The 25,859-nt window shown below is 71.4% G+C and carries 24 protein-coding genes; 10 read left to right on the forward strand and 14 right to left on the reverse strand.

Annotated elements, in window-relative coordinates; genetic code table 11:
• Positions 1-64 precede the first annotated feature (64 nt).
• The gene (locus ACZ4N4_RS40965) at positions 65-838 is read right to left on the reverse strand and encodes a DUF4253 domain-containing protein (RefSeq protein WP_467598702.1); all 774 of its coding nucleotides are present in this window, start codon (positions 836-838) and stop codon (positions 65-67) included.
• Positions 839-907: 69 nt separating this feature from the next.
• The gene (locus ACZ4N4_RS40970) at positions 908-1,408 is read right to left on the reverse strand and encodes a helix-turn-helix domain-containing protein (RefSeq protein WP_453576694.1); all 501 of its coding nucleotides are present in this window, start codon (positions 1,406-1,408) and stop codon (positions 908-910) included.
• Between the two features lie 222 nt (positions 1,409-1,630).
• On the opposite strand from ACZ4N4_RS40970, the gene ACZ4N4_RS40975 reads away from it, so the two are divergent.
• The gene (locus ACZ4N4_RS40975; RefSeq protein WP_467598705.1) at positions 1,631-2,080 is read left to right on the forward strand and encodes a peptidoglycan-binding domain-containing protein; all 450 of its coding nucleotides are present in this window, start codon (positions 1,631-1,633) and stop codon (positions 2,078-2,080) included.
• 37 nt (positions 2,081-2,117) lie between these two features.
• On the opposite strand, the gene argS is transcribed toward ACZ4N4_RS40975, so the two are convergent.
• A complete protein-coding gene (gene argS, locus ACZ4N4_RS40980) occupies positions 2,118-3,875 on the reverse strand; it encodes an arginine--tRNA ligase (RefSeq protein WP_467598709.1) in 1,758 nt (585 codons plus the stop codon).
• Positions 3,876-4,175: 300 nt separating this feature from the next.
• Between argS and lysS the strand changes: the two genes are divergently transcribed.
• Positions 4,176-5,918: a lysine--tRNA ligase gene (gene lysS, locus ACZ4N4_RS40985; protein ID WP_467599105.1), complete on the forward strand. Its 1,743-nt coding sequence runs from the start codon at positions 4,176-4,178 to the stop codon at positions 5,916-5,918.
• Between the two features lie 66 nt (positions 5,919-5,984).
• On the opposite strand, the gene ACZ4N4_RS40990 is transcribed toward lysS, so the two are convergent.
• The 3 genes from ACZ4N4_RS40990 to ACZ4N4_RS41000 all read right to left on the reverse strand — a co-directional run bounded on the left by ACZ4N4_RS40990 (position 5,985) and on the right by ACZ4N4_RS41000 (position 9,377).
• A complete protein-coding gene (locus ACZ4N4_RS40990; RefSeq protein ID WP_467599108.1) occupies positions 5,985-7,385 on the reverse strand; it encodes a DUF2637 domain-containing protein in 1,401 nt (466 codons plus the stop codon).
• A gap of 99 nt (positions 7,386-7,484) precedes the next feature.
• Positions 7,485-8,378: a DUF3558 domain-containing protein gene (locus ACZ4N4_RS40995; protein WP_467598712.1), complete on the reverse strand. Its 894-nt coding sequence runs from the start codon at positions 8,376-8,378 to the stop codon at positions 7,485-7,487.
• A gap of 132 nt (positions 8,379-8,510) precedes the next feature.
• Entirely contained in the window at positions 8,511-9,377 is an 867-nt protein-coding gene (locus ACZ4N4_RS41000) for a DUF3558 domain-containing protein (RefSeq protein ID WP_467598715.1), read from the reverse strand.
• Between the two features lie 228 nt (positions 9,378-9,605).
• Between ACZ4N4_RS41000 and ACZ4N4_RS41005 the strand changes: the two genes are divergently transcribed.
• A complete protein-coding gene (locus tag ACZ4N4_RS41005; protein WP_467599111.1) occupies positions 9,606-10,799 on the forward strand; it encodes an RtcB family protein in 1,194 nt (397 codons plus the stop codon).
• Positions 10,800-11,200: 401 nt separating this feature from the next.
• Here ACZ4N4_RS41005 and ACZ4N4_RS41010 read toward each other — a convergent pair whose 3' ends face one another.
• Genes ACZ4N4_RS41010 through ACZ4N4_RS41020 form a run of 3 tightly spaced genes read right to left on the reverse strand, consistent with a single transcriptional unit; the run spans position 11,201 to position 12,542 of the window.
• Positions 11,201-11,377 carry a hypothetical protein gene (locus tag ACZ4N4_RS41010; protein WP_467598717.1) on the reverse strand — a complete coding sequence of 59 codons (177 nt, stop codon included), beginning with the start codon at positions 11,375-11,377 and terminating at the stop codon, positions 11,201-11,203.
• Positions 11,377-12,150, reverse strand: coding sequence for an SDR family NAD(P)-dependent oxidoreductase (locus tag ACZ4N4_RS41015; protein WP_453576713.1), 774 nt, complete (start codon positions 12,148-12,150; stop codon positions 11,377-11,379). Before ACZ4N4_RS41015 ends, ACZ4N4_RS41010 begins: the two co-directional genes overlap by 1 nt.
• A 53-nt stretch (positions 12,151-12,203) precedes the next feature.
• Positions 12,204-12,542 (reverse strand): YnfA family protein, encoded by a 339-nt coding sequence (locus ACZ4N4_RS41020; RefSeq protein WP_351694399.1) that lies wholly within the window; start codon positions 12,540-12,542, stop codon positions 12,204-12,206.
• A gap of 126 nt (positions 12,543-12,668) precedes the next feature.
• Between ACZ4N4_RS41020 and ACZ4N4_RS41025 the strand changes: the two genes are divergently transcribed.
• On the forward strand, positions 12,669-13,139 hold the full coding sequence (locus tag ACZ4N4_RS41025) for a hypothetical protein (protein ID WP_467598721.1): 471 nt from the start codon (positions 12,669-12,671) through the stop codon (positions 13,137-13,139).
• 33 nt (positions 13,140-13,172) lie between these two features.
• On the opposite strand, the gene ACZ4N4_RS41030 is transcribed toward ACZ4N4_RS41025, so the two are convergent.
• Positions 13,173-14,186 carry a thaumatin family protein gene (locus tag ACZ4N4_RS41030; RefSeq protein ID WP_467598724.1) on the reverse strand — a complete coding sequence of 338 codons (1,014 nt, stop codon included), beginning with the start codon at positions 14,184-14,186 and terminating at the stop codon, positions 13,173-13,175.
• 239 nt (positions 14,187-14,425) lie between these two features.
• Between ACZ4N4_RS41030 and ACZ4N4_RS41035 the strand changes: the two genes are divergently transcribed.
• The gene (locus tag ACZ4N4_RS41035; protein WP_467598727.1) at positions 14,426-16,363 is read left to right on the forward strand and encodes a sigma-70 family RNA polymerase sigma factor; all 1,938 of its coding nucleotides are present in this window, start codon (positions 14,426-14,428) and stop codon (positions 16,361-16,363) included.
• Between the two features lie 288 nt (positions 16,364-16,651).
• Here ACZ4N4_RS41035 and ACZ4N4_RS41040 read toward each other — a convergent pair whose 3' ends face one another.
• Positions 16,652-17,476 (reverse strand): DUF6597 domain-containing transcriptional factor, encoded by an 825-nt coding sequence (locus ACZ4N4_RS41040; protein ID WP_467598730.1) that lies wholly within the window; start codon positions 17,474-17,476, stop codon positions 16,652-16,654.
• Positions 17,477-17,553: 77 nt separating this feature from the next.
• Between ACZ4N4_RS41040 and ACZ4N4_RS41045 the strand changes: the two genes are divergently transcribed.
• The 5 genes from ACZ4N4_RS41045 to ACZ4N4_RS41065 all read left to right on the forward strand — a co-directional run bounded on the left by ACZ4N4_RS41045 (position 17,554) and on the right by ACZ4N4_RS41065 (position 22,310).
• Positions 17,554-18,153: a TIGR03086 family metal-binding protein gene (locus tag ACZ4N4_RS41045; protein ID WP_467598733.1), complete on the forward strand. Its 600-nt coding sequence runs from the start codon at positions 17,554-17,556 to the stop codon at positions 18,151-18,153.
• An 84-nt stretch (positions 18,154-18,237) separates the two neighbouring features.
• The gene (locus tag ACZ4N4_RS41050) at positions 18,238-19,359 is read left to right on the forward strand and encodes an LLM class flavin-dependent oxidoreductase (protein ID WP_453576724.1); all 1,122 of its coding nucleotides are present in this window, start codon (positions 18,238-18,240) and stop codon (positions 19,357-19,359) included.
• Positions 19,356-19,949, forward strand: a complete 594-nt coding sequence (locus ACZ4N4_RS41055; RefSeq protein WP_467598736.1) for an FMN reductase — start codon at positions 19,356-19,358, stop codon at positions 19,947-19,949. The genes ACZ4N4_RS41050 and ACZ4N4_RS41055 overlap by 4 nt, the downstream gene beginning before the upstream one ends.
• Positions 19,950-20,135: 186 nt before the next feature.
• The gene (locus tag ACZ4N4_RS41060; protein ID WP_467599113.1) at positions 20,136-20,858 is read left to right on the forward strand and encodes a response regulator transcription factor; all 723 of its coding nucleotides are present in this window, start codon (positions 20,136-20,138) and stop codon (positions 20,856-20,858) included.
• Positions 20,859-22,310, forward strand: a complete 1,452-nt coding sequence (locus tag ACZ4N4_RS41065) for a sensor histidine kinase (RefSeq protein ID WP_453576730.1) — start codon at positions 20,859-20,861, stop codon at positions 22,308-22,310.
• A gap of 57 nt (positions 22,311-22,367) precedes the next feature.
• On the opposite strand, the gene ACZ4N4_RS41070 is transcribed toward ACZ4N4_RS41065, so the two are convergent.
• The 3 genes from ACZ4N4_RS41070 to pstB all read right to left on the reverse strand — a co-directional run bounded on the left by ACZ4N4_RS41070 (position 22,368) and on the right by pstB (position 25,857).
• Positions 22,368-24,167 carry a phosphatidylglycerol lysyltransferase domain-containing protein gene (locus ACZ4N4_RS41070; RefSeq protein WP_467598740.1) on the reverse strand — a complete coding sequence of 600 codons (1,800 nt, stop codon included), beginning with the start codon at positions 24,165-24,167 and terminating at the stop codon, positions 22,368-22,370.
• A 234-nt stretch (positions 24,168-24,401) separates the two neighbouring features.
• Positions 24,402-24,665 carry a hypothetical protein gene (locus ACZ4N4_RS41075; RefSeq protein ID WP_467598743.1) on the reverse strand — a complete coding sequence of 88 codons (264 nt, stop codon included), beginning with the start codon at positions 24,663-24,665 and terminating at the stop codon, positions 24,402-24,404.
• 319 nt (positions 24,666-24,984) lie between these two features.
• Positions 24,985-25,857: a phosphate ABC transporter ATP-binding protein PstB gene (gene pstB / locus ACZ4N4_RS41080; RefSeq protein ID WP_450753819.1), complete on the reverse strand. Its 873-nt coding sequence runs from the start codon at positions 25,855-25,857 to the stop codon at positions 24,985-24,987.
• Between the last annotated feature and the right edge of the window lie 2 nt (positions 25,858-25,859).

Consider the following 25,859-nt stretch of genomic DNA (forward strand, 5'->3'; position numbering starts at 1 on the left):
CACCGGGTCAGTCCCACCGCATCAGCCTCCACCGGATCAGCCGCACCGAGTCAGTCTCACCGGGTCAGTCCCACCAGAAGTGCCACAGCCGCTCGCCGACCAGCTGCTCGGCGTACGACGACAGGGTGTCGTCGGCGCCGGGCAGCACGCTGTACGGGCAGAACGCGTAGTGCTCGGCGGCCACCGCCTCCGCCTCGTCGAGGTCGGCGGGCGGGGCGGCCACGGAGACGGCGAGATGGTCCAGGCCGAGGGCCACCACCCGTATCCCGAAGCGGTCCTCCCAGGAGCGCAGCACCGCGCACAGCCGGGCCACGTCCTCCTCGTAGTCGACCGGCCCGCTCCAGCCGACGGCGGCCGGTATGTCCGCGCTGCGCCGGGCCGACACCAGCGCCAGGTGCGGCTCCTTCAGCCAGGGCCGCCCCTGGCTGAGCGTGTCGGCGACGTCGGCGGCCCGCGCGTCCGGGTCGGCGGCCAGCGTCGGGGCGAGGGCCAGCCCCGGCCACTCCTCGCCGTCCGGCGGGTCCTCCTCCCAGTAGTCCTCCAGCACCTCGTCGGCGTCGTGGTCCCCGGGGTACGACGTCTCCTCGGGGGCGAAGTCCCAGTCGTCGATCTCGGAGACGTCGATCAGCACCGGCAGCAGCCCCGCGCGGGCGGCCGGCGCACCCAGCGCCGTCCAGGTCCCGGGACCGGCGGGCTGCCCCGCGTACCACAGCAACGGCTGGTGCCACGGGCCGCCCAGGGTCTCGTCCAGCAGTGTCCCGGGCGGGAGTTGGAGCCCCAGGGACCGACCGCTCGGGTCGGTCGCCAGCTTGGGCAGCGGGTTGGGAAGAGTCGCCATGCCACAGACTGTAAGGGCGGCCACTGACAACGACGTTCGCGACCACGGGAAGCGGTCCCGTCGGTCCCGTCACCCCCCGCCGTACCCCTGCGCCGCGACCACCTCCCGCAGTGCCAGACAGCGCCCCGCCGGTTCACCGGCCAGGGCACACAGCTGCTCCACGGCCGCACGCGGCGGCAGGGCACGGCCGCTCAGATAGCGCTGCCAGGACGACTTGCTGAACGTCGTCTTCGCCGCCAGCCCCGCCAGGCTCAGCCCGGTGCGGTCCCGTAACGCGCGCAGGGCGGCGGGCACCGCCTCCGCGTCGCCGCCCCGGGCCGCGACCTCGTGCAGCGCGAGCAGCCCCACCGGATCCCCGCCGCCGAGCCGCGCCAGCGCCGCCACCGCCTCCGGAGGCGGCAGCGAACGGCCCGCCAGATAGCGCTCCCAGGACTTCGGGCTGTACCCGGTGTGTGACGCCAGCCGGTGCAGACTCAGCCCGCTGCGCTCCTTCAGCCGGCGCAACCGGACGATCAACTGCCGTAAGCACGGCTCCAGTTCGACAGGCAGCGCTTTCCCGTGCCGCGACATGAACCCCCCGATCGTCGTCCCTGTCCGGCTGACGGATCGGGCGCGGTGCCCGTATGAGTCCGGCGGGCCCGTCCTGCCGTATCGCCGCGGCGGACGGCTTTCGCGCAGGTCAACGGGTACGGCGTCCCGCCCGGCCGTCACTTGTGGAGGAGGTGTGGCTTCCGCCGTCGTCCGGGCCGCACGCTCGTGTCGATCTGTTCTCGCGACCGGAAAGAGGAACGCATGCGATCGAACGTTGTGGCCCGGACCCTCGTCAGTGTCGCCGCCGTGGCGGGGCTCGCCGCCGGAAGCCTGGCGGCCGCGGGCACGAGTTTCGCGGCCTCGCAGCCGGCCGCCAAGGCGGCGGTGAGTTCCCGGACAGCCGGCATCCAGGCGGTGAACAACCTCGGCCTGGACACCGCCCACGCCGCCAACTGGCAGTGCTGGATGGCGAGGTGGGGCTACAACCCCGGCACGATCGACGGGCAGCTGGGCACCAACAGCTGGAAGGCGGCTCAGCAGATGTTCAACGACCAGGGTCTCGGCGCCGGCACCGTCGACGGGGTCGTCGGACCGAACACGATCAGGGCGCTGCAGCGGTACCTGAACCAGTACGGCTACAACCTCGACGTCGACGGCGTCGCGGGACCGGCGACCAAGTCCGCGTTCTGGGACTTCAACGCCTACTGCTGAGCGCCCGGGCGGCCCGGGCGGCTTCAGGCCTCAGGCCTCAGAGCCGCTCGGGCGTCCGGATGCCCAGCAGGGCCATGCCCTGGTGGAGGGTGCGGGCCGTCATGTCGCACAGGAGGAGGCGGTTCTCCACCTGGGCCGGGGTGTCGGCCTTCAGCACCGGGCACTTGTCGTAGAACGACGTGTAGAGGGACGCCAACTGGTACAGGTACGCGGCCAGCTTGTGCGGGGCGTACTCCGCCGCCGCCTCGAAGACCGTGTCGCCGAACGCGTCCAGGTGCAGGCCCAGCGCCCGCTCCGCCGCGTGCAGCTCCAGCTCCGGGTGGGCGGCGGGCCGGACGTCCCCCGCCTTGCGGAGGATCGACTGGATCCGGGCGTACGCGTACTGGAGGTAGACGCTCGTGTCGCCGTTCAGCGAGACCATCTGGTCCAGGTCGAACTTGTAGTCCCGGCTGGGCGACGTCGACAGGTCCGCGTACTTCACGGCACCGATGCCGACCTGCTGGGCCCGCTCCTGGATCTCGGCCTCGGTGAGGTCCTGCGCCTTCTCCCGGACGACCCCGGCGGCCCGCTGCACCGCCTCGTCCAGCAGGTCCTCCAGCCGTACGGTCTCGCCCTCACGCGTCTTGAACGGCTTGCCGTCCGCGCCCAGCACCGTGCCGTAGCCCATGTTGTGCGCGGTGACGTCGTCGGTGAGCCAGCCCGCCCGCCGTGCCGCCTCGAACACCATCTTGAAGTGCAGCGACTGGCGCACGTCCACGACGTAGAGCAGCGAGGTGGCGTGCAGGTCGGTGACCCGGTTGCGGATCGCCGTCAGGTCCGAGGCCGCGTAGCCGAAGCCGCCGTCCGCCTTCTGCACGATCAGCGGGACCGGCTGGTCGTCCTTGCCCCGGATCTCGTCGAAGAAGACCACGAGGGCGCCCTCGGAACGGACGGCGACGCCCATCTCCTCCAGGAGCCGGGCGGTCTCGGGCATGCCGTCGTTGTACGCCGACTCGCCGACGATCTCGTCGTCCCGGATCTCCATGTCCAGCTTCTCGAAGACCGAGTAGAAGTAGACCTTCGACTCGTCCACGAACCGCTGCCACAGCTCCAGCGTCTCCTTGTCGCCGGACTGCAGGGCGACCACCCGCTTGCGGGCCCGCTCCTTGAAGCTCTCGTCCGCGTCGAAGACCGCCCGGGAGGCCTTGTAGACCCGGTTCAGGTTCGACATGGCCTGCTCGCCGTCGGTGTCGGTCTCCGCGGACAGCTCGTCCGGGTTCTCGATCAGGTGCTGGATGAGCATGCCGAACTGGGTGCCCCAGTCGCCGATGTGGTGCCGGCCGATGGTCCGCTCGCCGGTGAAGTCGAGCATGCCGCGCAGGGCGTCGCCGATCACCGCGGACCGCAGGTGGCCGACGTGCATCTCCTTGGCGACGTTCGGCTGGGCGTAATCGATGACCGTGATGCCCGGGTTCTCCTTGGCCGCCACGCCGAGCCGGTCGCCGTCCGCGTACCGCGCGGCCAGGTTCTCGGTGATCGCCCTGTCGGAGAGGGTGATGTTGAGGAAGCCGGGGCCGGAGACCTCGACGTCCTTGATCAGGTCCGCGCCGGTGACGACGTGGGAGACGACCTGGGTCGCCAGCTCCCGGGGGTTGGCCTTGGCCTTCTTGGCGAGGGCGAGGATGCCGTTCGCCTGGAAGTCGGCCCGGTCACTGCGTCGCAGCAGCGGGTCGACGGCGGCCTCCGGCAGGGTTGCCGAGAGGGCGTCCGCGAGACGCTGATTGACGAGATCGGTGAGCGACGTGACCGAGGCCATGGGGTGGGAGCCGTTCTCCTCGTGGGTGCGGGTAGACGGGACCAGTATTTCACGGGGGGTAAAGGGGTTTTTGCGGCTGGGAGCTCGGGGGGTGCTGGTGGGTGGCCGGGTGCTTGCGGCGCCGCGGGGGCTGGTCGCGCAGTTCCCCGCGCCCCCGAGGGCGGCTGCGCCGCCAGACGGGGGCTGCGGCGGTCGTGGGGAGGGCCCCGGTAACCCGTTTTCGTGGATTCGGCCTCGGCTGGGACAATGGAGCGGTCAGCCGTGCGACCGTACCGGCTGTCCCGTGCCAGAAAGAAGGACGTGCCGATCGTGGCTCAGAGCACCGAGACCACCGACTGGGTCTCCCGTTTCGCGGATGAGGTCATCGAGGAGTCGGAGCGTCGGGCCCCGGGCAAACCGGTCGTCGTCGCGTCCGGGCTCTCCCCGTCCGGCCCCATCCACCTGGGGAACCTGCGCGAGGTCATGACCCCGCACCTGGTCGCGGACGAGGTCCGGCGGCGCGGGCACGAGGTCCGGCACCTGATCTCCTGGGACGACTACGACCGGTACCGCAAGGTGCCGGCCGGCATCGCGGGCGTCGACGGGTCCTGGGCCGAGCACATCGGCAAGCCGCTCACCTCGGTGCCCGCCCCGCACGGGTCCGCGTACCCGAACTGGGCCGAGCACTTCAAGGCCGCGATGGTCGAGTCGCTGGCCGAGCTGGGCGTGGAGTTCGACGGGATCAGCCAGACCGCCCAGTACACCTCCGGGGTGTACCGGGAGCAGATCCTGCACGCCATGAAGCACCGGGGTGACATCGACGCGATCCTCGACCAGTACCGGACCAAGAAGGCCCCTGCGAAGAAGCAGCAGCAGAAGGCCGTCGACGAGGCCGAGCTGGAGGCCGAGGAGGGCTCGGGCGCGGCGAGCGAGGACGACGGTTCCGCGGGCTCCGCCGGGTACTTCCCGTACAAGCCGTACTGCGGCGGCTGCGGCAAGGACCTGACGACCGTCACCGCGTACGACGACGACACCACCGAGCTGACCTACGTCTGCACCGAGTGCGCCTTCACCGAGACCGTCCGGCTGAGCGAGTTCAACCGGGGCAAGCTGGTCTGGAAGGTCGACTGGCCGATGCGCTGGGCGTACGAGGGCGTCGTCTTCGAGCCGAGCGGTGTCGACCACTCGTCGCCGGGGTCGAGCTTCCAGGTGGGCGGCCAGATCGTCGGGATCTTCGGCGGGCAGCAGCCCATCGGGCCGATGTACGCGTTCGTGGGCATCAGCGGGATGGCGAAGATGTCGTCCTCGCGAGGTGGCGTGCCCACGCCCGCCGACGCGCTGAAGATCATGGAGCCGCAGCTCCTGCGCTGGCTCTACGCCCGCCGCCGGCCCAACCAGTCCTTCAAGATCGCCTTCGACCAGGAGATCCAGCGGCTCTACGACGAGTGGGACAAGCTGGACGCGAAGGTGGCGGAGGGGTCCGCGCTGCCCGGTGACCTCGCCGCGCACGCGCGTGCCGTCGGCACGGCCGGCGGTGAGCTGCCGCGCACCCCGCGGCCGCTCCCGTACCGGACGCTGGCGTCGGTCGCCGACATCACCGCCGGGCACGAGGACCAGGCGCTGCGCATCCTCAGCGAACTGGACCCGGCCAACCCGCTGGGATCGGTGGACGAGGCACGGCCCCGGTACGACAAGGCCGAGGCCTGGATCAACACCCAGGTACCGGCCGACCAGCGCACCATCGTGCGGGACGAACCGGACGCCGAGCTGCTGAAGTCCCTCGACGAGGCGTCCCAGCAGTCCGTACGACTGCTGCTCGACGGGCTCGCCGAGCACTGGTCGCTGGACGGGCTGACGCACCTCGTCTACGGCGTGCCCAAGGTGCAGGCCGGGTTCTCCGCCGACGCGACGGCCAAGGAGCTGCCGGCCGAGATCAAGACCGCCCAGCGGACGTTCTTCGCCCTGCTGTACCACCTGCTGGTGGGGCGCGACACCGGGCCCCGGCTGCCCACGCTGCTGCTTGCCGTGGGGCAGGAGCGGGTGCGGGCCCTGCTCGGGGCGTAAGGCCGACACGGCGAAGGGGCCCTCCTCGGCGGAGGGCCCCTTCCTCATGTCATGCCGTCGTGCGTCCTACGCGATGTGGTCTTCCTGCAGTTCCGCCGTGTGGCGGTTGGTGAAGCGGTTGACCATGCGTTCCGCGTCACGCTGCGCGAGCGTGATGCCGTAGGTCGCGTCCACGTCACCACGGAACTGGCTCGAACTGGGATAGCCGCCGTCTATCGACTTCTTGAAGACCAGGTAGAAGTCCTCCTCGGTCGGCTCCGGAGAGCCACCGCCCTCGCCGAGTTCACGGGTGCGGCCCGGCCCGGAGGGGATGGGGAAGCTGCCGGTCGTCTCCGACGGGGACTCCTCGGGCAGGCCCTGCCGCTCCGGCGGGAACTGCTCCTCCGCGAACTGCTCATCCGTGAACTGCGCGGCCGGGAACTGCTGTTGCTGCCGCAGCAGTTCCTGCTGGTACTGGTCCTGCTGGTACTGCTGCTGTGCCTGCCAGGCCGCCGCGTACTGCTCCTCGGTGTACTGGGGCTCGAACGTCGGGTCGTAGTCGCCGTGGTACTCGATCTGCTGGGGGTCCCTCGCGTGCAGCCAGGGGTTCAGCTGAGGGTCGGGCACATACGCGGGCTGCTCGGCGTTGGGGGCGGGGACCAGCTCGGGGCGCTGCTCGCCGGGAGGTGCCGCCTGCTGCGGGACGGGTGCCGCCCCGGCGGCACGGCTGCCCGCGGCCGGGTCGGGAGCGAGTGCGGGCGTGGCGGCTGCCGGAACGGGGCCGGGGACAGCCGCGGGCGCCGGAACCGGCAGGAGCGCCGGCAGGTCTATGCCCGCCGCAGCCAGGCCCTCCGGAGCCGTCTGGGCCAGGGGGACGCCGTAGCGGGCCAGCCTCAGGGGCATCAGGGACTCCACCGGGGCCTTGCGGCGCCATGCCCGGCCGAAGCGGGAGCGCAGTCTCGCCTGGTAGACGAGACGTTCCTGCTCCAGCTTGATGACCTGGTCGTAGGAGCGCAGCTCCCACAGCTTCATCCGGCGCCAGAGGAGGAACGTGGGGACCGGCGAGAGCAGCCACCGGGTGAGGCGGACCCCCTCCATGTGCTTGTCCGCCGTGATGTCCGCGATCCGGCCGATCGCGTGGCGGGCGGCCTCGACGGCGACCACGAACAGGACCGGGATCACCGCGTGCATGCCGACGCCCAGCGGGTCCGGCCAGGCCGCCGCGCCGTTGAAGGCGATCGTCGCGACGGTCAGCAGCCAGGCCGTCTGCCGCAGCAGCGGGAAGGGGATGCGGATCCAGGTCAGCAGCAGGTCCAGGGCGAGCAGGACGCAGATGCCCGCGTCGATGCCGATCGGGAAGACGTAGGCGAAGTTCCCGAAGCCCTTCTTGATGGCCAGCTCACGGACGGCCGCGTACGAGCCGGCGAAGCCGATGCCGGCGATGATCATCGCGCCGGTCACGACCACACCGATGAGAACGCGGTGCATCCGAGTCAGCTGTATGGGCGCGGCCACCGGTACTCCCCTCCCCTTGCGTGTTGTTGCGCGCAACAGGGTGGCACATCAGTGCGGCGCGCGTGTTGCCGGTCAGCCCTTCTTGGTTGACGACTTGGAGGGCGACGCACTCGCGGAGGGCGACTTGGAGGCCTGCTTCGAGGGCGTCGCCGCAGGTGAACTCGGAGCTGCGGCCGAGCCGTTGGCCGTCGCGACCGAGGCCACCGCCTCCTTGGTGGCCTTCGCCGCGGACTTCGTGAGAGTGCCCGCGTCCGGCGTCTTCTCGCCGGCCAGACCCGCGCCGTTGTAGTCGACGGTGACGACCACGTTCGCGACCCGGGCCACGACCGTCTGCTGCCGGAAGGCGCCTTCCTTCTTCTTCAGGTCGTAGTGCACGACCGTCGCCTGGTCACCGGTCCCGGTCACCGGCTCCGACTTGGTGTTCTTGGCGCCGGTCACGGACTGCGCCTCCTGCAGCTGGCTCGCGTAGTACTCCTCGGCCTGCTTCTCGCCGGAGCCGCGGCCGGCGTCCGAGTCGAAGCGGAGGAAGGAGATGTTGAGCCAGCGGAACTGCGAGCCCTTGACGCCGTTGTTGTCCAGGCTGCTCCAGGAGCAACTGCCGCGCGTGGCCACGTCGTCCGAAGCGCCCTTCTTGCCCGACTTCGCACCCTTCGGTACAAGTGCGGTGAGCGTCTTCTTCGACAGCACGGCACACGGGTCCGGCAGCTTCTGGTACTTGGACGCCTGGACGGTCGGCGAAGCGGCGGTACCGGAGCCGGGATCGGTGGGGGCGGTGGCCGGGTTGGAGCCGCCACCCGTCTCCTTCGCGGCGTCGTCGGAGCCCGAGGAACAGGCCGCCGCGAACAGCGCCACGGCGGGGACGGCGGCCGCACAGACGAGGCCGCGGCGCAGGCGCCCTGCCCGTCGCTGTGCGTTCCGATCGTTCCGGTCGCGCTGGTCGTCTGGCTGGACTGCTACTCGCTGCATGGTTCCTTCACTCATACGTTCGGGGTTCCTGCGGTCGGATCGGGTCCGAGGGGCCACGGTACGCGGTGAGGGAGCTGTGCGGTTTCGGTTCGCGGGCTTTGCGGGAGGCGTGCGCAGGGCGTGCCCGGGTGCTCAGCCGTTGAGGGTCTCGGCCAGTTGCGCGGCCAGATTCTGGGCCCTGTCCTGCAGTTCCTTGCTGTCCGGAACGGTCCCGGTGGCCATCGGCTGCTCCTCGTACTCGATGGTCACCACGACGTTGGACGTGCGGAACACCACAGTCACCGTGCGCTGTTCGGCCGTCGAACCGGAGCCGCTGAGCTGGTCGTCGAGATACGCCTCGTCGCCGAGATCGGCGAGGGTGCGGGGCTGCAGGTCGGCCGGGGGGGTCGAGGCGGACGCCGAGGTGGAGGCCGAGGTGGAGGGGCTGGTGGAGGCCGAGGAGGACGCGGACGGGGACGGTGTCCCGGACGCCGACCCCGAAGGTGATCCGGACGGGGGCCCGGACGGCGATCCGGAGGGGGACTCCGACTCGGTGGCGCTCGGGGGTGCGGACTCGGGGATGTCGGCCGCCGACTCCCGCTGCGTGTAGATCGTCTGCGCCTCGCTGTCGTCGCTGACCGCGTTGTCGTAGGAGACCACGCGCTCGAAGTCGACGGAGAGCCGGTCCGTGGCGTCGGTGGACTCGACCTTCCAGCGACAGCCGACCTTGCGGTCCGTGTCGTAGGTGAGCGCGGCCTCGCCCGCGTAGGCCTTGTCGCGCTGCTGCTCGTCGGTGATCTGGGCGATGCCCGGGAGCAGGGAGTCGAGGGTGTCCTGGCTGACCGCGCCGCAGGGCTCGGGGAGGGAGCGGTACTTGCCGGGCTGGGCGGCGACGGTGGAGGTGCCGGTGTCCGCGTTCTTGTCGCTGATGTCGTCGCCACCGCTGGAACCGCTCGTGCAGCCGGCCAGCAGAGCCGCGAGGAGGGCGGCGGTGCCGGTTACGTACGCCTTCCGCTGCACGGTCAGGCTCCCTTCCGTTCACTGGGTCGCTCGGTCCTGCTCCAGTGTCCCCGCTGGTTAATCGCTTGCCGCAGCGGGGCGCCCCCTGGAGACAATGTGTACCGCACGCACTGCCGTGAACGCCGGTCCCAAGTCTGATTTCGGGGGCCTTGGCGACGCATTTGCGTTATGCCTTCATTAAGCCTTTTGTCCTTTTTATTTGACTGTCCGCGGGGGAATGAGGAAGTTATGTCGTACGTGGAGATGCCGGGCGCGAAGGTGCCGATCCGGATGTGGACGGATCCCGCCGCCGTCGAGGAGGTGGCGCTCCAGCAGCTGCGCAACGTGGCGACCCTGCCGTGGATCAAGGGCCTGGCGGTCATGCCGGACGTCCACTACGGGAAGGGCGCGACGGTCGGGTCGGTCATCGCCATGCAGGGGGCCGTGTGCCCGGCGGCGGTCGGCGTCGACATCGGCTGCGGCATGTCGGCGGTGAAGACGTCACTGACCGCCAACGACCTGCCCGGGGACCTGTCCCGACTGCGGTCGAAGATCGAGCAGGCGATTCCGGTGGGGCGGGGGATGCATGACGATCCGGTCGAGCCGGGAGACTTCCACGGGCTGGCGACGGCCGGGTGGGGGGAGTTCTGGGGGCGGTTCGACGGGGTCGCGGATGCGGTCAAGTTCCGTGAGGGGCGGGCGCATCAGCAGATGGGAACGCTTGGATCCGGAAATCACATGATCGAATTGTGTCTCGATCAGTCAGATTCGGTCTGGCTCATGCTGCACTCCGGTTCCAGGAACATCGGCAAGGAGCTTGCCGAGTACCACATCGGTGTCGCCCAGAAGCTCCCGCACAACCAGGGGCTGATCGACCGCGACCTTGCGGTCTTCGTCTCGGACACCCCGCAGATGGCGGCCTACAGGAATGATCTCTACTGGGCGCAGGAGTACGCCAAGTACAACCGTGCGCTCATGATGGCGCTCCTCAAGGACGTGGTCCGCAAGGAATTCAAGAAGGCGAAGCCGACCTTCGAGCAGGAGACCTCGTGCCATCACAACTACGTCGCGGAAGAGCGGTACGAGGGCATGGATCTGCTCGTGACCCGAAAGGGCGCGATCCGGGCCGGTTCCGGAGAGTTCGGGATCATCCCGGGTTCGATGGGTACCAGCTCCTACATCGTGAAGGGGCTCGGAAACGAGAAGGCCTTCAACTCGGCGTCCCATGGCGCGGGTCGGCGGATGAGTCGCAACGCGGCAAAGCGCCACTTCACGACCAAGGACCTGGAGGAGCAGACACGCGGTGTGGAGTGCCGTAAGGACTCCGGAGTGCTGGATGAGATTCCGGGCGCCTACAAGAACATCGACCAGGTGATGCAGCAGCAGCGCGACCTCGTCGAGGTCGTGGCGAAGCTGAAGCAGTTCATCTGTGTGAAGGGCTGACAGGTGAAGCCCCCGGCTGGAACCGGGGGCCTCGCCTGATCGGTTACCGCGCGGCAGGCATGGGGACCTGGCCAGTCCGCAGGCGCCACAGGCGGATGTAGCAGCTTTTCGCGGTCCGCCCCGGTTCCGCGGCGGCCTCGGCGTCATTGTTCAGGCGCAGAAGTACCCGGTCCTCGTGCGCTGTCCAACGGCGTCGATCAGGTGCGATCCGCATGCCCGCCGGCCGGACCCAAGTGCCGAGCGAGTCGGTAGCGGTCTGTTTGCTGGTGAGGCCCTCGGCCGGGAGCGTCATCCCTGCCGAGGGCCGCCGAATGATCGTGTGGCGCGAGCCCAGGTCGGGTGTTCAGGTGGCGTTCGGGTGATCGATGATGTTCACCCTTGTGAGTTACCGCGTGCCCTGGTCACTTCGCGTGATGGATCGCGTAGATCATCACGAAGGCGAGGAAGTGGATGCCGAAGAGGAAGTAGGCCAGGAAGTACCAGACCTGGCGTTCGTTCCTGGTCTCCTGCTTCAGGCGGGTTTCCTCCAGTTGCCTGTCCAGGGCGGCCGCGGGGTCCTCGTCCGGCTGGCCCTGCATCACAGGTCCCGGTGGACCTTGGAGTTGGAGGCCTGGGCGCGGGGGCGTACCACCAGGAGGTCGATGTTCACGTGGCTGGGGCGGGTCACCGTCCAGGTGATCGTGTCCGCCACGTCCTCGGCCGTCAGGGGCTCGGCGACGCCCTGGTAGACCTTGGCCGCCTTCTCCTCGTCGCCGCCGAAGCGGGTCAGCGCGAACTCGTCCGTCTTCACCATGCCGGGGGCGATCTCGATGACCCGGACCGGCTTGCCGACGATCTCCAGGCGGAGCGTCTCGGCGAGGACGTGGGCGCCGTGCTTGGCGGCGACATAGCCGGCGCCGCCCTCGTAGGTGCCGTGGCCGGCGGTGGAGGAGACGACGACCACCGTGCCGTCGCCGCTCGCCTCCAGCCTGGGCAGCAGGGCCTGGGTGAGGTTGAGGGTGCCGATGACGTTCGTCTCGTACATGGTGCGCCAGTCGGCCGGGTCGCCGGTGGCCACCGGGTCGGCGCCGAGCGCTCCGCCGGCGTTGTTCACGAGGACGGCGACCGTCTGGAAGGCGGTCGCGAACTCGTCCACGGCCGCGCGGTCCGTCACGTCCAGCGGGTAGGCGGTCGCCTGGTGGCCAGCCTCGTTGATCTCCTTGGCCAGCGCCTCGATACGGTCCTCGCGGCGGGCGGTGAGGACCACGCGGTAGCCGGCGGCGGCGAGCTTTCGGGCGGTGGCGGCGCCGATGCCGCTGCTCGCACCGGTGACGACGGCGATGCGGGAGGCGGCGGACGGTGCGGTGGCCATGCGGTGCTCCTGATGCTCGGTGGGCGGTCGGCTCTCTCCAGCGTAGGTGAGGGTCAGCCGCCGTTCCTCGGCGCCCACATGATCACGGCCATGCCCGCCAGACAGACCGCCGCGCCCGTCAGGTCCCAGCGGTCCGGGCGGTATCCGTCGGCCACCACGCCCCACAGGATCGAGCCCGCGACGAAGATTCCGCCGTATGCCGCCAGGATGCGGCCGAAGTGGGCGTCCGGCTGGAACGTGGCGACGAAGCCGTAGGCGCCGAGAGACAGGATCCCGCCGGCGACCCAGAGCCAGCCCCGGTGCTCCCGTACGCCCTGCCAGACCAGCCAGGCGCCGCCGATCTCGAAGAACGCGGCGACGACGAAGAGGGCGGCGGAGCGGAGAATGAGCATGTCCGCAGCCTGCCATGGCGTCCGGCTGTCACCTGTTGGAGGGCGCCTGCGGCGGGGCCCGGGTGGCATACATCCGAACGAACGCCGGAGACGGACGGGACGGACAGCACGGACGGGACGGGTGGCATGGCGATGCGTCGTTACGGGCTTGCAGTGGTCGGAGCGGTTGCGGTGGGCGCGCTGGTGGTCGGGGCGGGCGGTGCCGCGTGGGCCGGGGACGCCGATCTGGAGGTGCACGGGTCGGTCGTGATGACCGGGGACCTGGTGGAGGTACGGGTGACCCCGCGCAACCTCGGGCCGGAGGACGTCTCCGACGCGACCGTGCGGTTGAGCTGGTCGGCGGCGCTGGCGGACACGCAGCGGCTGCCGGCCGCCTGTGCCCGCACCGGCGACCGGGAGGTGGTGTGCGGTACCGGGCCGCTCGCCGTCGACGTGCCCGGCGAGCAGCTGGTGGTTCCGGTACGGCTGCGGGCGCAGCCGGCGGAGGTGACGCTGGAGGCCGACGTGGCGTGGGGCGGGGGCGCGGTGGACCACGACCGTACGAACGACCGGCAGCGGGTGCTGGTGCTGGCGACCGGGGATCCCTACGCCTTCTGAGGGCGCTTGTGAGGACGCCTTCCGACCGGAACGCTAGGTCGTGCCGAAGGTCACCCGGTAGTAGCAGGCGCCCTTGCAGGGCATGGTCGCCGCGTCGTCGAAGGCGTACGAGTAGGCGTACGGCGCGGCCCGTTTGAAGACCTGGGTGTAGTCGACGGGCCATTTGGCGGGAACGCAGTGGTCGCGGCCCGCCCAGGCGCCGCGGCAGCAGTACGTGTCACCGCCGAACGCCGCGCACGGCGGCTTGCAGCCGATCTGCTGACCGCCGGAGAGGGCCTGCATCGCCTTGGGGCAGTCGATCTGCGTGGTGCAGACGCCCCGGTAGCAGCCGGAGTCGCTGACCGGGTCGGTGGTCGTGGTGTGGGAGATGTTGATGTACATGGGCAGGTTGGCGCCGTCGACCATGCTGACGTCGTAGAAGTCCATGCCCGCATATGCGGCGAAGGTGAACTCGCCCAGGGTGGTGGGCGGGTTGGCGCCGGTGCAGACGCTGGTGCAGTCGCCGGAGGCGCAGGGGCCGGCGGCGGTGCCGGTGCATCCGGTACGGCCCCAGATGCGGCCGCCCCAGGTGTCGGCCACGGTCAGCGAGAGGCTCTGCCCGGGGGCGAGCCTGCGGCCCGCCGGGTAGACGGAGGTGTTGGTGACGACGGCCCAGACCGGTTGCGCGGTCCGGTTGACGACCGTGATCAGACGCCGGCCGGCCGGGGCCGAGGCCGGGGTCCGCTGTCGCGGCGCGGCGGCCGGCTTCCGGGCGGTCGTGGCCGACGGCTTGGCCGAGCGGGACGAGGACGGAGACGGGGACGCGGAGGGGGACGGGGACGCGCTGTGGCCGGCGGAAGGGGCGGGCGAGGTGGCCGGCGGTGCGGAGGGGGCGGCCGCGGTCGTCCGGTGGTCCGCTGTGCCCGCGGTGTCGGTTCCGGGTGCCGGCGTCCACGCGCCGTAGGTGATCAGTACGGTGGCCGCCGTCGCGAGGGCGGCGGCCGCGGAGGCGTACCACCAGCGGCGTCGCGGTGGTCTCGCACCGTGTCTTCTGCGTCCTCGTGCCATCCTCGGGCCTTCCTCGGGCGGTGCCGGATGTGTTGCCTGCCTCTCGGAGACCTCGTGCACGGCGGCCGTACAACATAAATTGCGGACCCGAACAGGTTTCGACGTCGGCCCGCCGGTTTTCTGTTGTCCCCGTGCGTCTCGGGGGGTCTCCGTTCCAAGAGCCGGCCCTGCAGCCGGTCCCACAGCCGGTCCAAGAGTCGGCCCCACGGCCGGATCCCTGCGCGGAGGAACAGACCCACATGATCGAGAACCACCGGAGGGGGCCCGACCCCGGCCTGGTGACGGCCGCACGCGCGGGCGACGGGCGGGCCCTGGAGCAGCTGGTGGCCCACTGCCTGCCCCTGGTCTACAACATCGTCGGCCGGGCCCTGAACGGTCACGCCGACGTCGACGACGTCGTACAGGAGACGCTGTTGCGCATGGTGCGGGGGCTGCCGAAGCTGCGGGATCCGTCGGCGTTCCGGTCCTGGCTGGTCGCGATCACGATCCGGCAGGTGCGGAACCGGGAGAGCCTGCGGGCCACCGACCGCGACCGCCGGGCGCAGCTGGAGGACGCGGAGGTGCTGGCCGACCCCGACCTGGACTTCGCCGGCCTGACCATCCTGCGGCTGGGCCTGACCGAGCAGCGCCGGGAGACCGCCGAGGCGACGCGCTGGCTCGATCCGGACGACCAGGAGCTGCTGTCCCTGTGGTGGCTGGAGGAGACCGGTGAGCTGGAGCGCGCCGACCTCGCCGGTGCGCTGGGGCTGTCCGACCGGCATGCCGCCGTGCGGGTGCAGCGCATGAAGAAGCAGATGGAGGTCTCGCGGTGCGTGGTCCGCGGGCTGGGCGCCGATCCGCGCTGTGCGCGGCTGGACGAGATCGCCGCGCCGTGGGACGGCACGCCGAGTCCTCTGTGGCGTAAGCGGTTCGGTCGTCACATACGTGGCTGTGGCGAGTGCGCCGGCCTGGAGCGGGGGCTGTTGCCGATGGACCGGCTGCTGAGCGGTCTGCCGCTGGTGGCGGTGCCGGCCAGTCTTGATCCGGCGCGGGTGCTCGCCCACGTCATGGCGTATCCCGGTACTCCGGGTGCTTCCGGTACTTCGGGTACGTCCCGCGCTTCGGGTACGTCCGGCGCTTCTCGCGGGCGGCACGGGCATCCGGGCCGGCGGGCCCGGCGGGGCCGCAGGGTGGTGAGCAAGCAGGTGGTGGCCGGCGGCTCGGCGGCGGTCGCGGTCGTCGCGGTGGCCGCGCTGGTCGCGACCCGGCTGACGGCGGGCCCGTCGGCCCCGGTGGCCCAGGCGGCTCCGCGTCCGTCGGCGCCGGTGGCGGTCACCTCGCCGAGCCCCACGCATTCGCCCTCCCCGTCGCCTTCCCGGTCCGCCAAGCCGAGCGCGTCCCCGAGCCGGTCCGTGAAGCCCACTCCTTCCCCGCACACCGTGGCCCCCGTGCAGGTCGCCTCCAGCGCCCGGAAGGGCGTCGGTGTGTGGTCGTTCAACGGGGTGAGCCAGGCGCTGGCCGCGAGCGGGGCGAGCTGGTACTACACCTGGAACACCCAGCACCAGGGCGTGACGACCCCGGGCGCGGCCTCCTTCGTGCCCATGGTCTGGGGCGCCGCCTCCGTCACCGACGCGTCGCTCGCGCAGGCCCGTGCGCAGGGGCCGTACCTGCTGGGGTTCAACGAGCCCGACATGGCGCAGCAGTCGAACATGACGGTCGAGCAGGCGCTGGAGCTGTGGCCCAGGCTGATGGGGGCCGGCAAGGTGCTGGGCAGCCCGGCGGTGGCGTACGGCGCGGACACGGCCGGTGGCTGGCTGGACCGGTTCATGTCCGGGGCGAAGGCGAAGGGGTACCGGGTCGACTTCATCACGCTGCACTGGTACGGCGGTGACTTCCGCACCCCGCAGGCCGTGCAGCAGCTGACCTCGTATCTGGCCTCGGTGTACGAGCGGTACCACAAGCCGATCTGGCTCACCGAGTACGCGCTGATCGACTTCTCGCAGGGGACGCGTTTCCCGTCCGCGCAGCAGCAGGCGGACTTCGTCACCGCGTCCGCGAAGGCGCTGGACGCGCTGCCGTACCTCCAGCGTTACGCGTGGTTCGGGCTCGGCGCCGACCCGTCGAAGCCGAGCAGCGGGCTGTTCACGAACGGTACGGCGGCCACGGCGGCGGGCCGGGCCTTCCAGTCGGCGCGCTGAGCGGAGGGGGCCGGTGCGACCGCCGTGCGGCGGTGGGCACCGGCCCCCTCGGGGTCTACCGGCGAGGTCGGCGGCGGCGGTGGTGGCGCATGGCACGGGGCTCCTGTCCGTTCCCACGGGCGTGGGCTTACGTAGGGGAGACCTGGGCGGGGGTGGTGGGACAACGGAAACGGGGTGGCTGGTGCGGGGGTGCCGTGGGTGCGGGCCGGTCGCGCCCGCGCGGCGGTAGCCGCAAGTCGAATACAGCCCTGAAGGGGCGCTTCGGTCACGGGGTTTTCCTGTGCTGCTTCAATGGCCGGCCGTATACGCGGTCGGCGGGACCCCCACCGTCGCCTTGAAGGCGCGGATCAGGTGGGCCTGGTCGGCGTAGCCGAGCTCGGCGGCCAGGGCCGCCCAGTCCACGTCTCCGTCCTTTCCCGCGCGTTCCAGGGCCTCGTGGATCCGGTGGCGGAGGATGGCCCACTTCGGGGTGATCCCGACGTACGAGGAGAACAGGCGTTGCAGGGTTCTGGTCGACAGGCCCTGGCTCTCGGCAAAGTCGGTCACCCGGCGGACCGTGCGGTCGGAGCGGATACGGTCGGCCAGGGCCATGGCCCGGTCGGCCTGGGGATCGGGGGCGGGGTCGAGGGAGAGGAGGAAGGCGTCCAGAGCCGCCGCCCGGGCCGCGTCCTGGGCCGGGGTGACGATGGTGCGGGCCTGGTCGGGGGTGGCCCGTGGGAACACCTCGTCGGCCGGGACCGCCCGGCCCGTCCAGTGGGAGACCGGGTGGGCCGGGGCGTACGGCCGGAAGCCGCCCGGACGGAACTTGGCGCCGCACACCCGGCCGCGGCCGGTCAGCTTGCGGGCGTAGAGGCCGAGCGCGACGCCGGTCAGTTCGGCGTAGGGCGGCGCGCCCTCCCCGTCGGCCCCGTCCCACTGGAAGGTGAGGTTGACCGACGGATGCGGGACCACGTGGGAGACGTACGGCTCGGGCAGGTCCCAGTCGATGAACCAGTACGTCTCGACGTGCCGGCGCAGTGGTTCGGCGGGCCGGTGGCGCCGGAACCGTACGCGGGACAGCAGCCCGGCGGGGTCGACGATCCCGCGGGTGTCGTGGACGGGGGCTGCGGCCATGGCCGGATCGTACGTCCGGCGCGGCGCGTCGCGTTTGTTCAAGAGGGGTGCGCGCTCGCGTTCATACGGTCGTGGGCATGGAGACGAACACGAACAGTGCGCGGGAGTACGGCATCGGTGAGCTGCTGGGGAGGGCGGTGGACGGGGTCCTCCCGGTGGTGCGGGGCATCCCGGACCGGGCACTCGCGGGGCCCACGCCCTGTGCCGAGTACGACGTGAAGGCCCTGGTCAATCACCTCTTCCACGTGGTCGTGGAGTTCCGGAAGCTGGCCGCGAAGGGGTCGGTGGACTTCACCCGGACCCCCGACCGGGTAGGGGAGGGTGTGGACTGGCGGGAGCGGTTCGCGCAGGCGGCGGAGGTGCTGGTGGCGGCCTGGTCGGTGCCCGGGGCGGAGGAGGGCACGGCGGGGACGATGGACATGCCCGCGCGGACGCTGGGCTCGATGGCGCTGCTCGACCTGGCCGTGCACGGGTGGGAGCTGGCGCGGGCCACCGGGCAGCGGGAGCCGTCGGTCGACCCGGCGGTGGTGGCGGAGTTGGCGGGGCAGGTGGCGGGGCTGGCGCCGACCGCGCGGGCGATGGGGATGTTCGGGGAGCCGGTGGCGGTGGCGGAGGGGGCACCGGAGTTCGAGCGGCTGCTGGGGGTGACCGGGCGGGACCCGGGCTGGAAGGCGTGAGGAGGAGGCGTGGGGAATACCGGCGGGTGGGGTCTCGTTCTCCAGGTATAGTTGAACCGTAAACAACCTGGAGGGTGAGCGAGCATGCAGTTCGGGATCTTCACGGTCGGCGATGTCACGCCGGACCCCACGACGGGTCGGACGCCGAGCGAGCGGGAGCGCATCAAGGCGATGGTCGCGATCGCGCTGAAGGCCGAGGAGGTCGGGCTGGACGTCTTCGCGACCGGTGAGCACCACAACCCGCCGTTCGTGCCCTCGTCGCCGACCACCATGCTCGGTTACGTCGCCGCGCGCACGGAGAAGCTGATCCTCTCCACCTCCACCACCCTGATCACCACCAACGACCCGGTGAAGATCGCCGAGGACTTCGCGATGCTGCAGCACCTGGCCGACGGCCGGGTGGACCTCATGATGGGGCGCGGCAACACCGGCCCGGTCTACCCCTGGTTCGGCCAGGACATCCGGCAGGGCATCAACCTCGCCATCGAGAACTACGCCCTGCTGCACCGGCTGTGGCGCGAGGACGTCGTCAACTGGGAGGGCAAGTTCCGCACACCGCTGCAGGGCTTCACCTCCACCCCGAGGCCGCTGGACGGGATCGCCCCGTTCGTCTGGCACGGCTCGATCCGCTCGCCGGAGATAGCCGAGCAGGCCGCCTACTACGGTGACGGCTTCTTCCACAACAACATCTTCTGGCCCGCCGACCACACCAAGCGGATGGTCGAGCTGTACCGGGCCAGGTACGCCCACTACGGGCACGGCACGCCCGAGCAGGCGATCGTCGGCCTGGGCGGCCAGGTGTTCATGCGGCACAACTCGCAGGACGCGGTGCGCGAGTTCCGGCCGTACTTCGACAACGCGCCGGTCTACGGCCACGGGCCCTCCCTGGAGGACTTCACCGACCAGACCCCGCTGACCGTCGGCACCCCCGAGCAGGTCATCGAGAAGACGCTGGCCTTCCGGAAGTACGCCGGTGACTACCAGCGCCAGCTGTTCCTGGTCGACCACGCGGGGCTGCCGCTGAAGACGGTCCTGGAGCAGATCGACATGCTGGGCGAGGAGGTCGTGCCGGTGCTGCGCAAGGAGTTCGCGAACGGCCGTCCGGCAGACGTCCCGGAGGCGCCCACGCACGCGTCGCTGCTGGCCGCGGCCGCTTCGGAGGCCTCGGAGGCTTCGCACGCGGAGAAGAAGGAGGTCGGGGCATGAAGCTCGTCGTCGTCTCGGCGGGACTGAGCGTGCCGTCGTCCACCCGGCTGCTGGCCGACCGGCTGGCGGCCGCGGTGGGCCGGCAGGCCGAAGGTGTCGAGGTCGAGATGGTGGAACTGCGCGACCTCGCCGTCGAGATCGCGCACAACTTCACCAACGGCTTCCCCGGGCGCAGGCTGGCGGCCGCGCTGGAGGCGGTGACCGAGGCGGACGGCGTGATCGCGGTCACGCCGGTGTTCACGGCCTCCTACAGCGGCCTGTTCAAGTCGTTCTTCGACGTCCTGGACAAGGAGGCGCTGGTGGGCAAGCCGGTGCTGATCGCGGCGACCGGGGGCACGGCCCGGCACTCGCTGGTGCTGGAGCACGCGCTGCGGCCGATGTTCGCGTACCTGCGGGCGGTGGTCGCACCGACGGGCGTCTACGCGGCGTCGGAGGACTGGGGCGCGGAGGGCCTGGAGGACCGGATCGAGCGGGCGGCGGGGGAGCTGGCGGCGCTGATGACGGGGCTGACCGCTGCGCGGCCGGCGAAGCCGGAGGCTCTGCCGGTGGTGCCGTTCGAGGAACAGCTGGCGAGGCTGGCGGCGAGCTGAGGTCTGCTGGGATGCCCCGTAAGGGGCCCGGGGACCTGCGCGACCAGCCCCCCGCCGGGCGACAGGGAAAACTCGACGCCCGTTGCCTCCGTGACGGTGAGAGCCAGGTAAAAAGGGTGATCGTAGGCCCGCTCACCCCGGCCGAACCGCCGGAGGCCTTGGCAGACTGGGTGCGTGTCCCAGACTGTGCTGCTCGCCGAAGACGACCGCGCCATCCGCCACGCCCTGGAGCGGGCCCTCTCCCTGGAGGGTTATGAGGTGACGGCGGTCGCGGACGGTGTGGAAGCACTGGCGCACGCCCACCGTGTCCGGCCCGACGTCCTCGTCCTCGACGTGATGATGCCCGGCATCGACGGCCTCCAGGTCTGCCGCGTCCTGCGCGCCGGCGGCGACCGAACCCCCATCCTGATGCTGACCGCGCTGGTCGAGACCGCCGACCGGATCGCGGGACTGGACGCCGGCGCCGACGACTACGTCGTCAAGCCCTTCGACGTCGAGGAGGTCTTCGCGCGGCTGCGGGCGCTGCTGCGGCGCACCTCCCCGGTGACCACCGGCGGCGGCTCGGGCGGCGCCGCCCCCGAACCCGGCCGGGAACCGCAGATCTCCGACCGGCAGATCGAGGCGGCCGGGCTGCGGATGGACCTCCAGGCCCGCCGGGCCTGGCGCGGCCGGCGCGAGCTGGAGCTGACCCGCACCGAGTTCGAGCTCCTGGAACTGCTCGCCCGCAACGCCGGGATCGTCCTGGACCACTCCACGATCTACGACCGTATCTGGGGCTACGACTTCGGCCCGGGCTCCAAGAACCTCGCCGTCTACGTCGGCTACCTGCGCCGCAAGCTCGACGAGCCCGGCGCTCCGCAGCTGATCCACACCGTCCGGGGCGTGGGTTACGTGCTGCGGGAGGACTGAGTGGGCCGCCTCCAGCGGCTCCGGCGGGTGCTGGTCAGGCGTCGGCCCAGGCTCGTCTCCCTGCGCACCACCTTCGTCCTCTCCTTCGCGGCGGTCACCGCCGCCGTCACCATCGTCGTCGGCATCCTGTCGTACAACGCCGCCGCCCGGCTGGTCCGCGTCGACGAGCAATCGGTGTTCACCCAGGTCGTCTCCGACGTGCAGGACGAGGTCAAGCAGGACCGGATGGTCCCGCAGGACTTCTTCTCCTCCTCCCGGCCGGGACACGACCTGGTCCGGCCGGTCCGCACCGACGTCCAGGTGCTCGGCGCGCGGGGCGAGATCGTCGACCACGGCAGCCCGGCGCTGCCCGTCACCGACACGGACCGGGCGGCCGCCATGGCCGCGGCGGCCGGGACGACGGCCCAGCACAAGGACGTCCGGGTCGGCGACGACCTGTACCGGATCGCCACGGTGGCGCTCGGCGACGGCCGGGGCGCGGTCCAGGTGGCGCAGGAGTTCAGCGACACGGAGGACCTGCTGCAGGCGCTCCAGCAGCGGACGCTGGCACTGATGGCGGCGGTGGTCGTGGCCGCGGGGCTGTTCGGCTGGTGGCTGGCCCGCCGGATCACCCGCCGGCTGGTGATTCTCACCTCCGCCGCGGAGGACGTGGCCAGGACCCGGCAGCTCGGCATCCAGGTCCCGGTGACGGGACTGGACGAGGTGGGCCGGCTGGGCAGGGCCTTCGACCGGATGCTGGGGCGGCTGGCCCAGTCGGAGGAGGACCAGCGGCGCCTGGTCCAGGACGCCGGCCACGAACTCCGCACCCCCCTGACCTCGCTGCGCACCAACATCTCCCTGCTCCGCCGTATCGACGAGCTGCCGCCCGCCACCCGCGACGAACTCGTCGCGGACCTCGGCCAGGAGGCGCGCGAGCTGACCGACCTGGTCAACGAGCTGGTCGACCTGGCGGCCGGGCAGTCCGACATGGAGCCGCCGCAGCGCGTCGACCTGGCCGACATCGCGGAGGACGTCGCAGGGCTGGCCCGCCGCCGTAGCGGCCGCGAGATCCTGCTGCGCGCCGCCGGTGACACGACCACCGACGGCCGGCCCGGCATGCTCCAGCGGGCCGTCTCCAACCTCGTCGAGAACGCGGCCAAGTTCGACCGGGACGGCAAGGCGCCCATCGAGATCAACGTCACCGGCCCCGCCCGGCCGGGCACGGTCCGCGTCGAGGTCCTCGACCGCGGCCCCGGTATCGCCGAGGGCGACCTGATCCGCATCTTCGACCGCTTCTACCGCGCCGCGGACGCCCGTTCGCTGCCCGGCTCCGGCCTCGGCCTCTCGATCGTCCGCGAGGTCGCGATGGCCCACGGCGGTGCCCCCTTCGCCTTCCGCCGAGCGGGCGGCGGCGCGGTGATCGGCTTCACGGTGGGCGGGGGGTTCGCGGGGGGCGGATCGCCGCGCGGGTGAACCGCCGCTCTCCGTCCCCCCGGCCGTACGGTCGGGCACCGGTCCCGAACCCTCTCGTCACGACCCCCAGGGAACCGTGAGGAAGCCCTCCGCCCGGGCGCTGGCCAAGCCGATGCGGGGGATGTCGCTGCTCCGCGCGAACAGCAGGTAGCGCGGTTCCCATATCGGGCGGTACTTCGCGTTGGCCCGGTACAGGGACTCGATCTGCCACCAGCGGGAGAAGAACGTCAGGGTCGCGTGCCAGAGGCGCAGGACCGGTCCTGCGCCGAGGCGGGAGCCGCGTTCGAAGACCGAGCGGAACATCGCGAAGTTCAGCGAGACGCGGTCCACCTTCAGGTCGGGTGCCCTGAGGAGGAGTTCCACGACCATGAACTCCATCAGTCCGTTCTCCGCGTCGCGGTCGCGGCGCATCAGGTCCAGGGAGAGGCCCTGTTCGCCCCAGGGGACGAAGCTGAGGAGGGCGCGGGGCACGTCGTCGGCGTCCCGGCACTCCAGCATGACGCAGCGGCCGTCCGCCGGGTCGCCCAGGCGGCCGAGCGCCATCGAGAAGCCGCGTTCCGTGGTGCCGTCGCGCCAGTGGTCGGCCCGGTCGATCAGCAGGGACATCTCGTCGGGCGGGATGTCCTCGTGGCGGCGGACGCGGACCGTGTAACCGGCCCGCCGGACGCGGTTGTGGGCCTGGCGGACCACGCGCATCGCGCGTCCTTCCAGGGTGAAGTCGGCGATGTCGACGATCGCCTCGTCGCCCAGTTCCAGGGCGTCCAGGCCGTGCCGGGCGTAGATCGTGCCCGCCTCCTCGCTCGCGCCCATGACCGCCGGGGTCCACGCGTGCTGCCGGGCCTCCGTCAGCCACGCGTCGATCGCGCCGGGCCACGCCTCCGGGTCGCCGATCGGGTCGCCGGAGGCGAGGCTGACACCGCCGACGACGCGGTAGGTGACCGCCGCCTTGCCGGTGGGCGAGAAGATCGCCATCTTGTCGCGGCGCAGGGCGAAGTAGCCGAGGGAGTCACGGGCGCCGTGCCGGTCCAGCAGACCCCTGAGCTTCGACTCGTCCTCGGCACTGAGCAGGCGGCGGCCGCGCGGGGAGCGGAAGCCGGCGTACAGGACCAGGCAGAAGGCGGCGGCGAGGAGGGCGTTGATGATGACGTCGGTCCAGCGCGGGGCGTGCACCGCGATGACGTGGTCGGCGAGCGGGCCGACGCTGATGCCCCGCAGGAGCGTGTAGGCGATCTCGTCGGGGAGGGTGGCGCCGGGCAGCTTGTTCGTGGCGTGGACGAGGAGCGTGCCCAGGACGCCGGTGACGGCCACGCCGCCCACGCCCACCGCCAGCGCCAGCCTGGGGTTCGACGGGTCGCCGACCGCGTCGAACTCCCGGCGGCTGACCAGCAGCGCGGCCACGAAGAGGCCGGTGAGGGCGGCGGAGACCCAGTTGAAGACGTGGGCGCGGTACTCGTGCTGGGTCAGGGCGAGGACGTAGAGGGCGAAGAGGGGGGTGGACAGCAGGATGTTGACCACCCACGCCGCTCGCTTGCGGCGGCGCATCACCAGCACGAAGAAGATGGCGAGGGCGGCCGAGACCAGGCCGGCCGTGGCCAGGTACGGGGTGAAGAACTGGCCGGAGTGGTGGGCGTGCTGCCGGTGGAGGTGCAGGGTGAGGCGGCCGTTGTTGTGCTCGTCGACCTCCTGCCGGAACGGCAGGGACATGACCGCCGCTATGTTCAGTACGGCGATCAGCCGCAGGTACCAGACGGTGGCGTCGGCGGCCCGCCTGCGGAGTGCGCCGCCGGGGGTGGCGGCGGGACCGCGGCGGTCGGCGGACGCGCGCGCGGGGATCAGGGTCGACTGCTGTGCGGGCATGGGGACCGGTCACCTTGGGGGACGGGGACGATGGCGGAGGGAGCTGACCCTACAGTCCGTAGGGTAACGGCGGGAGTCGGTGGAGAGGCCGACCGTGGTGCGGAAGCGGTGCGGAAAACGGTGTGAAAGAGGGAGCCCCCCTTCTCGCGGACGCTCCCGCGATTACGGACGCTCCCGCTCTTACGGATGCTCCCGTTCTTGCGGACGTTCCCGTTCTTGGGGGCGTTCCCGTTCCTACGGATGCTCCCGCTCGACCCGTCGTCGGGCCGCCAGCACCCACGCGAGGTTCCCGATCGCCGCCCCCGCCGCCACCGCCGCGACGATCACCCCGCCCGTCGCCAGCCCGTCGCTGAACAGGTGCGGGCGCCGGTCGAGGCTGTGCAGGCCGAAGCCGGACAGCTCGTACACGCCCACCGCCGCGACCAGCAGGCTCGCCGCCAGCGCCGCCACCGTGGGGGCGAGGCTGCGCCGCGTCTCCTGTGTGTCCGTGCCCTGCATGAGTACCCCCGATGAGCTGACGAGCCGCCGTGGCCGATGGGGAACCTACAATACGTAGGGTCCGGAGGGCCTCAGGACGTGCGTGTTCGGATCAGCTTCGAAACGGGGGGGCAGCTTGTCCCGGCCGGTGTCCTCGGTGTTCTCGGTCACGGCAACGTGACGTTGTGCTCCGCACGGGTGACGAAGCGGTGTGCGCCGGGGTGACGCCGTGGGACGAATCGGTCGTCACCGGTACTGGTGTGTGCGCCGCCGGGTTCCGTCCCCTGAGGAGACCCGGCGGCGATCGAGCGGCGATCGGCCGTCCTGCCGCCGGCGGGGCTCAGCCGAACCGGCCCGCCACGTAGTCGGCCGTGCGCTGGTCCTGCGGGGAGTTGAAGACGGCGTCCGTGGCGCCGTGTTCGACGATGCCGCCCGGGGTGCCCTGCTCGGCCAGGAAGAACGCGCACTGCTGGGAGACACGCGCCGCCTGCTGCATGTTGTGGGTGACGATCACGATCGTGACCTGGCCGGCCAGGTCGTGGATGGTCTCCTCCACTCGGCGGGTGGAGGTGGGGTCCAGAGCCGAGCACGGCTCGTCCATCAGCAGCACCCGGGGGCGGACCGCCAGCGCCCGCGCGATGCACAGGCGCTGCTGCTGGCCGCCGGAGAGCGCGCCGCCCGGCTGCCGGAGCCGGTCGCGGACCTCCTTCCACAGGCCCGCGCGGGTCAGGGACTCCTCGACCAGCTCGTCCTTCTCCCGGCGGTTCACCTTCGTGCCGGTCAGCTTGAGGCCGGCCACCACGTTGTCGTAGATCGACATCGCCGGGAACGGGTTCGGCTTCTGGAAGACCATGCCGATCCTGCGGCGGGCGTCGGTCAGCCGCCACGACGGGTTGTAGATGTCCTCGCCCTCGAAGAGCACCTCGCCGCCGAACTGTGCCGAGGGGATCATCTCGTGCATCCGGTTGAGGGTGCGCAGGAACGTCGACTTGCCGCAGCCGGACGGGCCGATGAGCGCGGTGACCTCGCCCGCGGGCATGGTCAGCGACACCCGGCTGAGCACCTGGTGGGAGCCGAACCAGGCGGAGACGGCACGGGCTTCGAGGGTGGCGGGGGCGGGGCCGTCCACCACCGGGACGGCGGCGGGCAGTACGGCGGTGTCGGTCATGGCGGTGTCGCTCGTCGCGGACTCGGTCGTCGCGGTCTCGGTCATCT

It is taken from the genome of Streptomyces sp. NPDC026538 (genome assembly GCF_055567535.1).

What these genes read in the sequence shown, in the direction of transcription:
- pstB (WP_450753819.1), bottom strand. Translation starts at nt 25,857, where the DNA reads ATGACCGAGACCGCGACGACCGAGTCCGCGACGAGCGACACCGCCATG.
- ACZ4N4_RS41070 (WP_467598740.1), bottom strand. Translation starts at nt 24,167, where the DNA reads ATGCCCGCACAGCAGTCGACCCTGATCCCCGCGCGCGCGTCCGCCGAC.
- ACZ4N4_RS40995 (WP_467598712.1), bottom strand. Translation starts at nt 8,378, where the DNA reads ATGCAGCGAGTAGCAGTCCAGCCAGACGACCAGCGCGACCGGAACGAT.
- ACZ4N4_RS41035 (WP_467598727.1), top strand. Translation starts at nt 14,426, where the DNA reads ATGATCGAGAACCACCGGAGGGGGCCCGACCCCGGCCTGGTGACGGCC.
- argS (WP_467598709.1), bottom strand. Translation starts at nt 3,875, where the DNA reads ATGGCCTCGGTCACGTCGCTCACCGATCTCGTCAATCAGCGTCTCGCG.
- ACZ4N4_RS40990 (WP_467599108.1), bottom strand. Translation starts at nt 7,385, where the DNA reads ATGCACCGCGTTCTCATCGGTGTGGTCGTGACCGGCGCGATGATCATC.
- ACZ4N4_RS40970 (WP_453576694.1), bottom strand. Translation starts at nt 1,408, where the DNA reads ATGTCGCGGCACGGGAAAGCGCTGCCTGTCGAACTGGAGCCGTGCTTA.
- ACZ4N4_RS41010 (WP_467598717.1), bottom strand. Translation starts at nt 11,377, where the DNA reads ATGCAGGGCCAGCCGGACGAGGACCCCGCGGCCGCCCTGGACAGGCAA.
- ACZ4N4_RS41015 (WP_453576713.1), bottom strand. Translation starts at nt 12,150, where the DNA reads ATGGCCACCGCACCGTCCGCCGCCTCCCGCATCGCCGTCGTCACCGGT.
- ACZ4N4_RS41025 (WP_467598721.1), top strand. Translation starts at nt 12,669, where the DNA reads ATGGCGATGCGTCGTTACGGGCTTGCAGTGGTCGGAGCGGTTGCGGTG.
- ACZ4N4_RS41075 (WP_467598743.1), bottom strand. Translation starts at nt 24,665, where the DNA reads ATGCAGGGCACGGACACACAGGAGACGCGGCGCAGCCTCGCCCCCACG.
- ACZ4N4_RS41040 (WP_467598730.1), bottom strand. Translation starts at nt 17,476, where the DNA reads ATGGCCGCAGCCCCCGTCCACGACACCCGCGGGATCGTCGACCCCGCC.
- ACZ4N4_RS41055 (WP_467598736.1), top strand. Translation starts at nt 19,356, where the DNA reads ATGAAGCTCGTCGTCGTCTCGGCGGGACTGAGCGTGCCGTCGTCCACC.
- ACZ4N4_RS40965 (WP_467598702.1), bottom strand. Translation starts at nt 838, where the DNA reads ATGGCGACTCTTCCCAACCCGCTGCCCAAGCTGGCGACCGACCCGAGC.
- ACZ4N4_RS40975 (WP_467598705.1), top strand. Translation starts at nt 1,631, where the DNA reads ATGCGATCGAACGTTGTGGCCCGGACCCTCGTCAGTGTCGCCGCCGTG.
- ACZ4N4_RS41050 (WP_453576724.1), top strand. Translation starts at nt 18,238, where the DNA reads ATGCAGTTCGGGATCTTCACGGTCGGCGATGTCACGCCGGACCCCACG.
- ACZ4N4_RS41005 (WP_467599111.1), top strand. Translation starts at nt 9,606, where the DNA reads ATGTCGTACGTGGAGATGCCGGGCGCGAAGGTGCCGATCCGGATGTGG.
- ACZ4N4_RS41030 (WP_467598724.1), bottom strand. Translation starts at nt 14,186, where the DNA reads ATGGCACGAGGACGCAGAAGACACGGTGCGAGACCACCGCGACGCCGC.
- ACZ4N4_RS41045 (WP_467598733.1), top strand. Translation starts at nt 17,554, where the DNA reads ATGGAGACGAACACGAACAGTGCGCGGGAGTACGGCATCGGTGAGCTG.
- ACZ4N4_RS41020 (WP_351694399.1), bottom strand. Translation starts at nt 12,542, where the DNA reads ATGCTCATTCTCCGCTCCGCCGCCCTCTTCGTCGTCGCCGCGTTCTTC.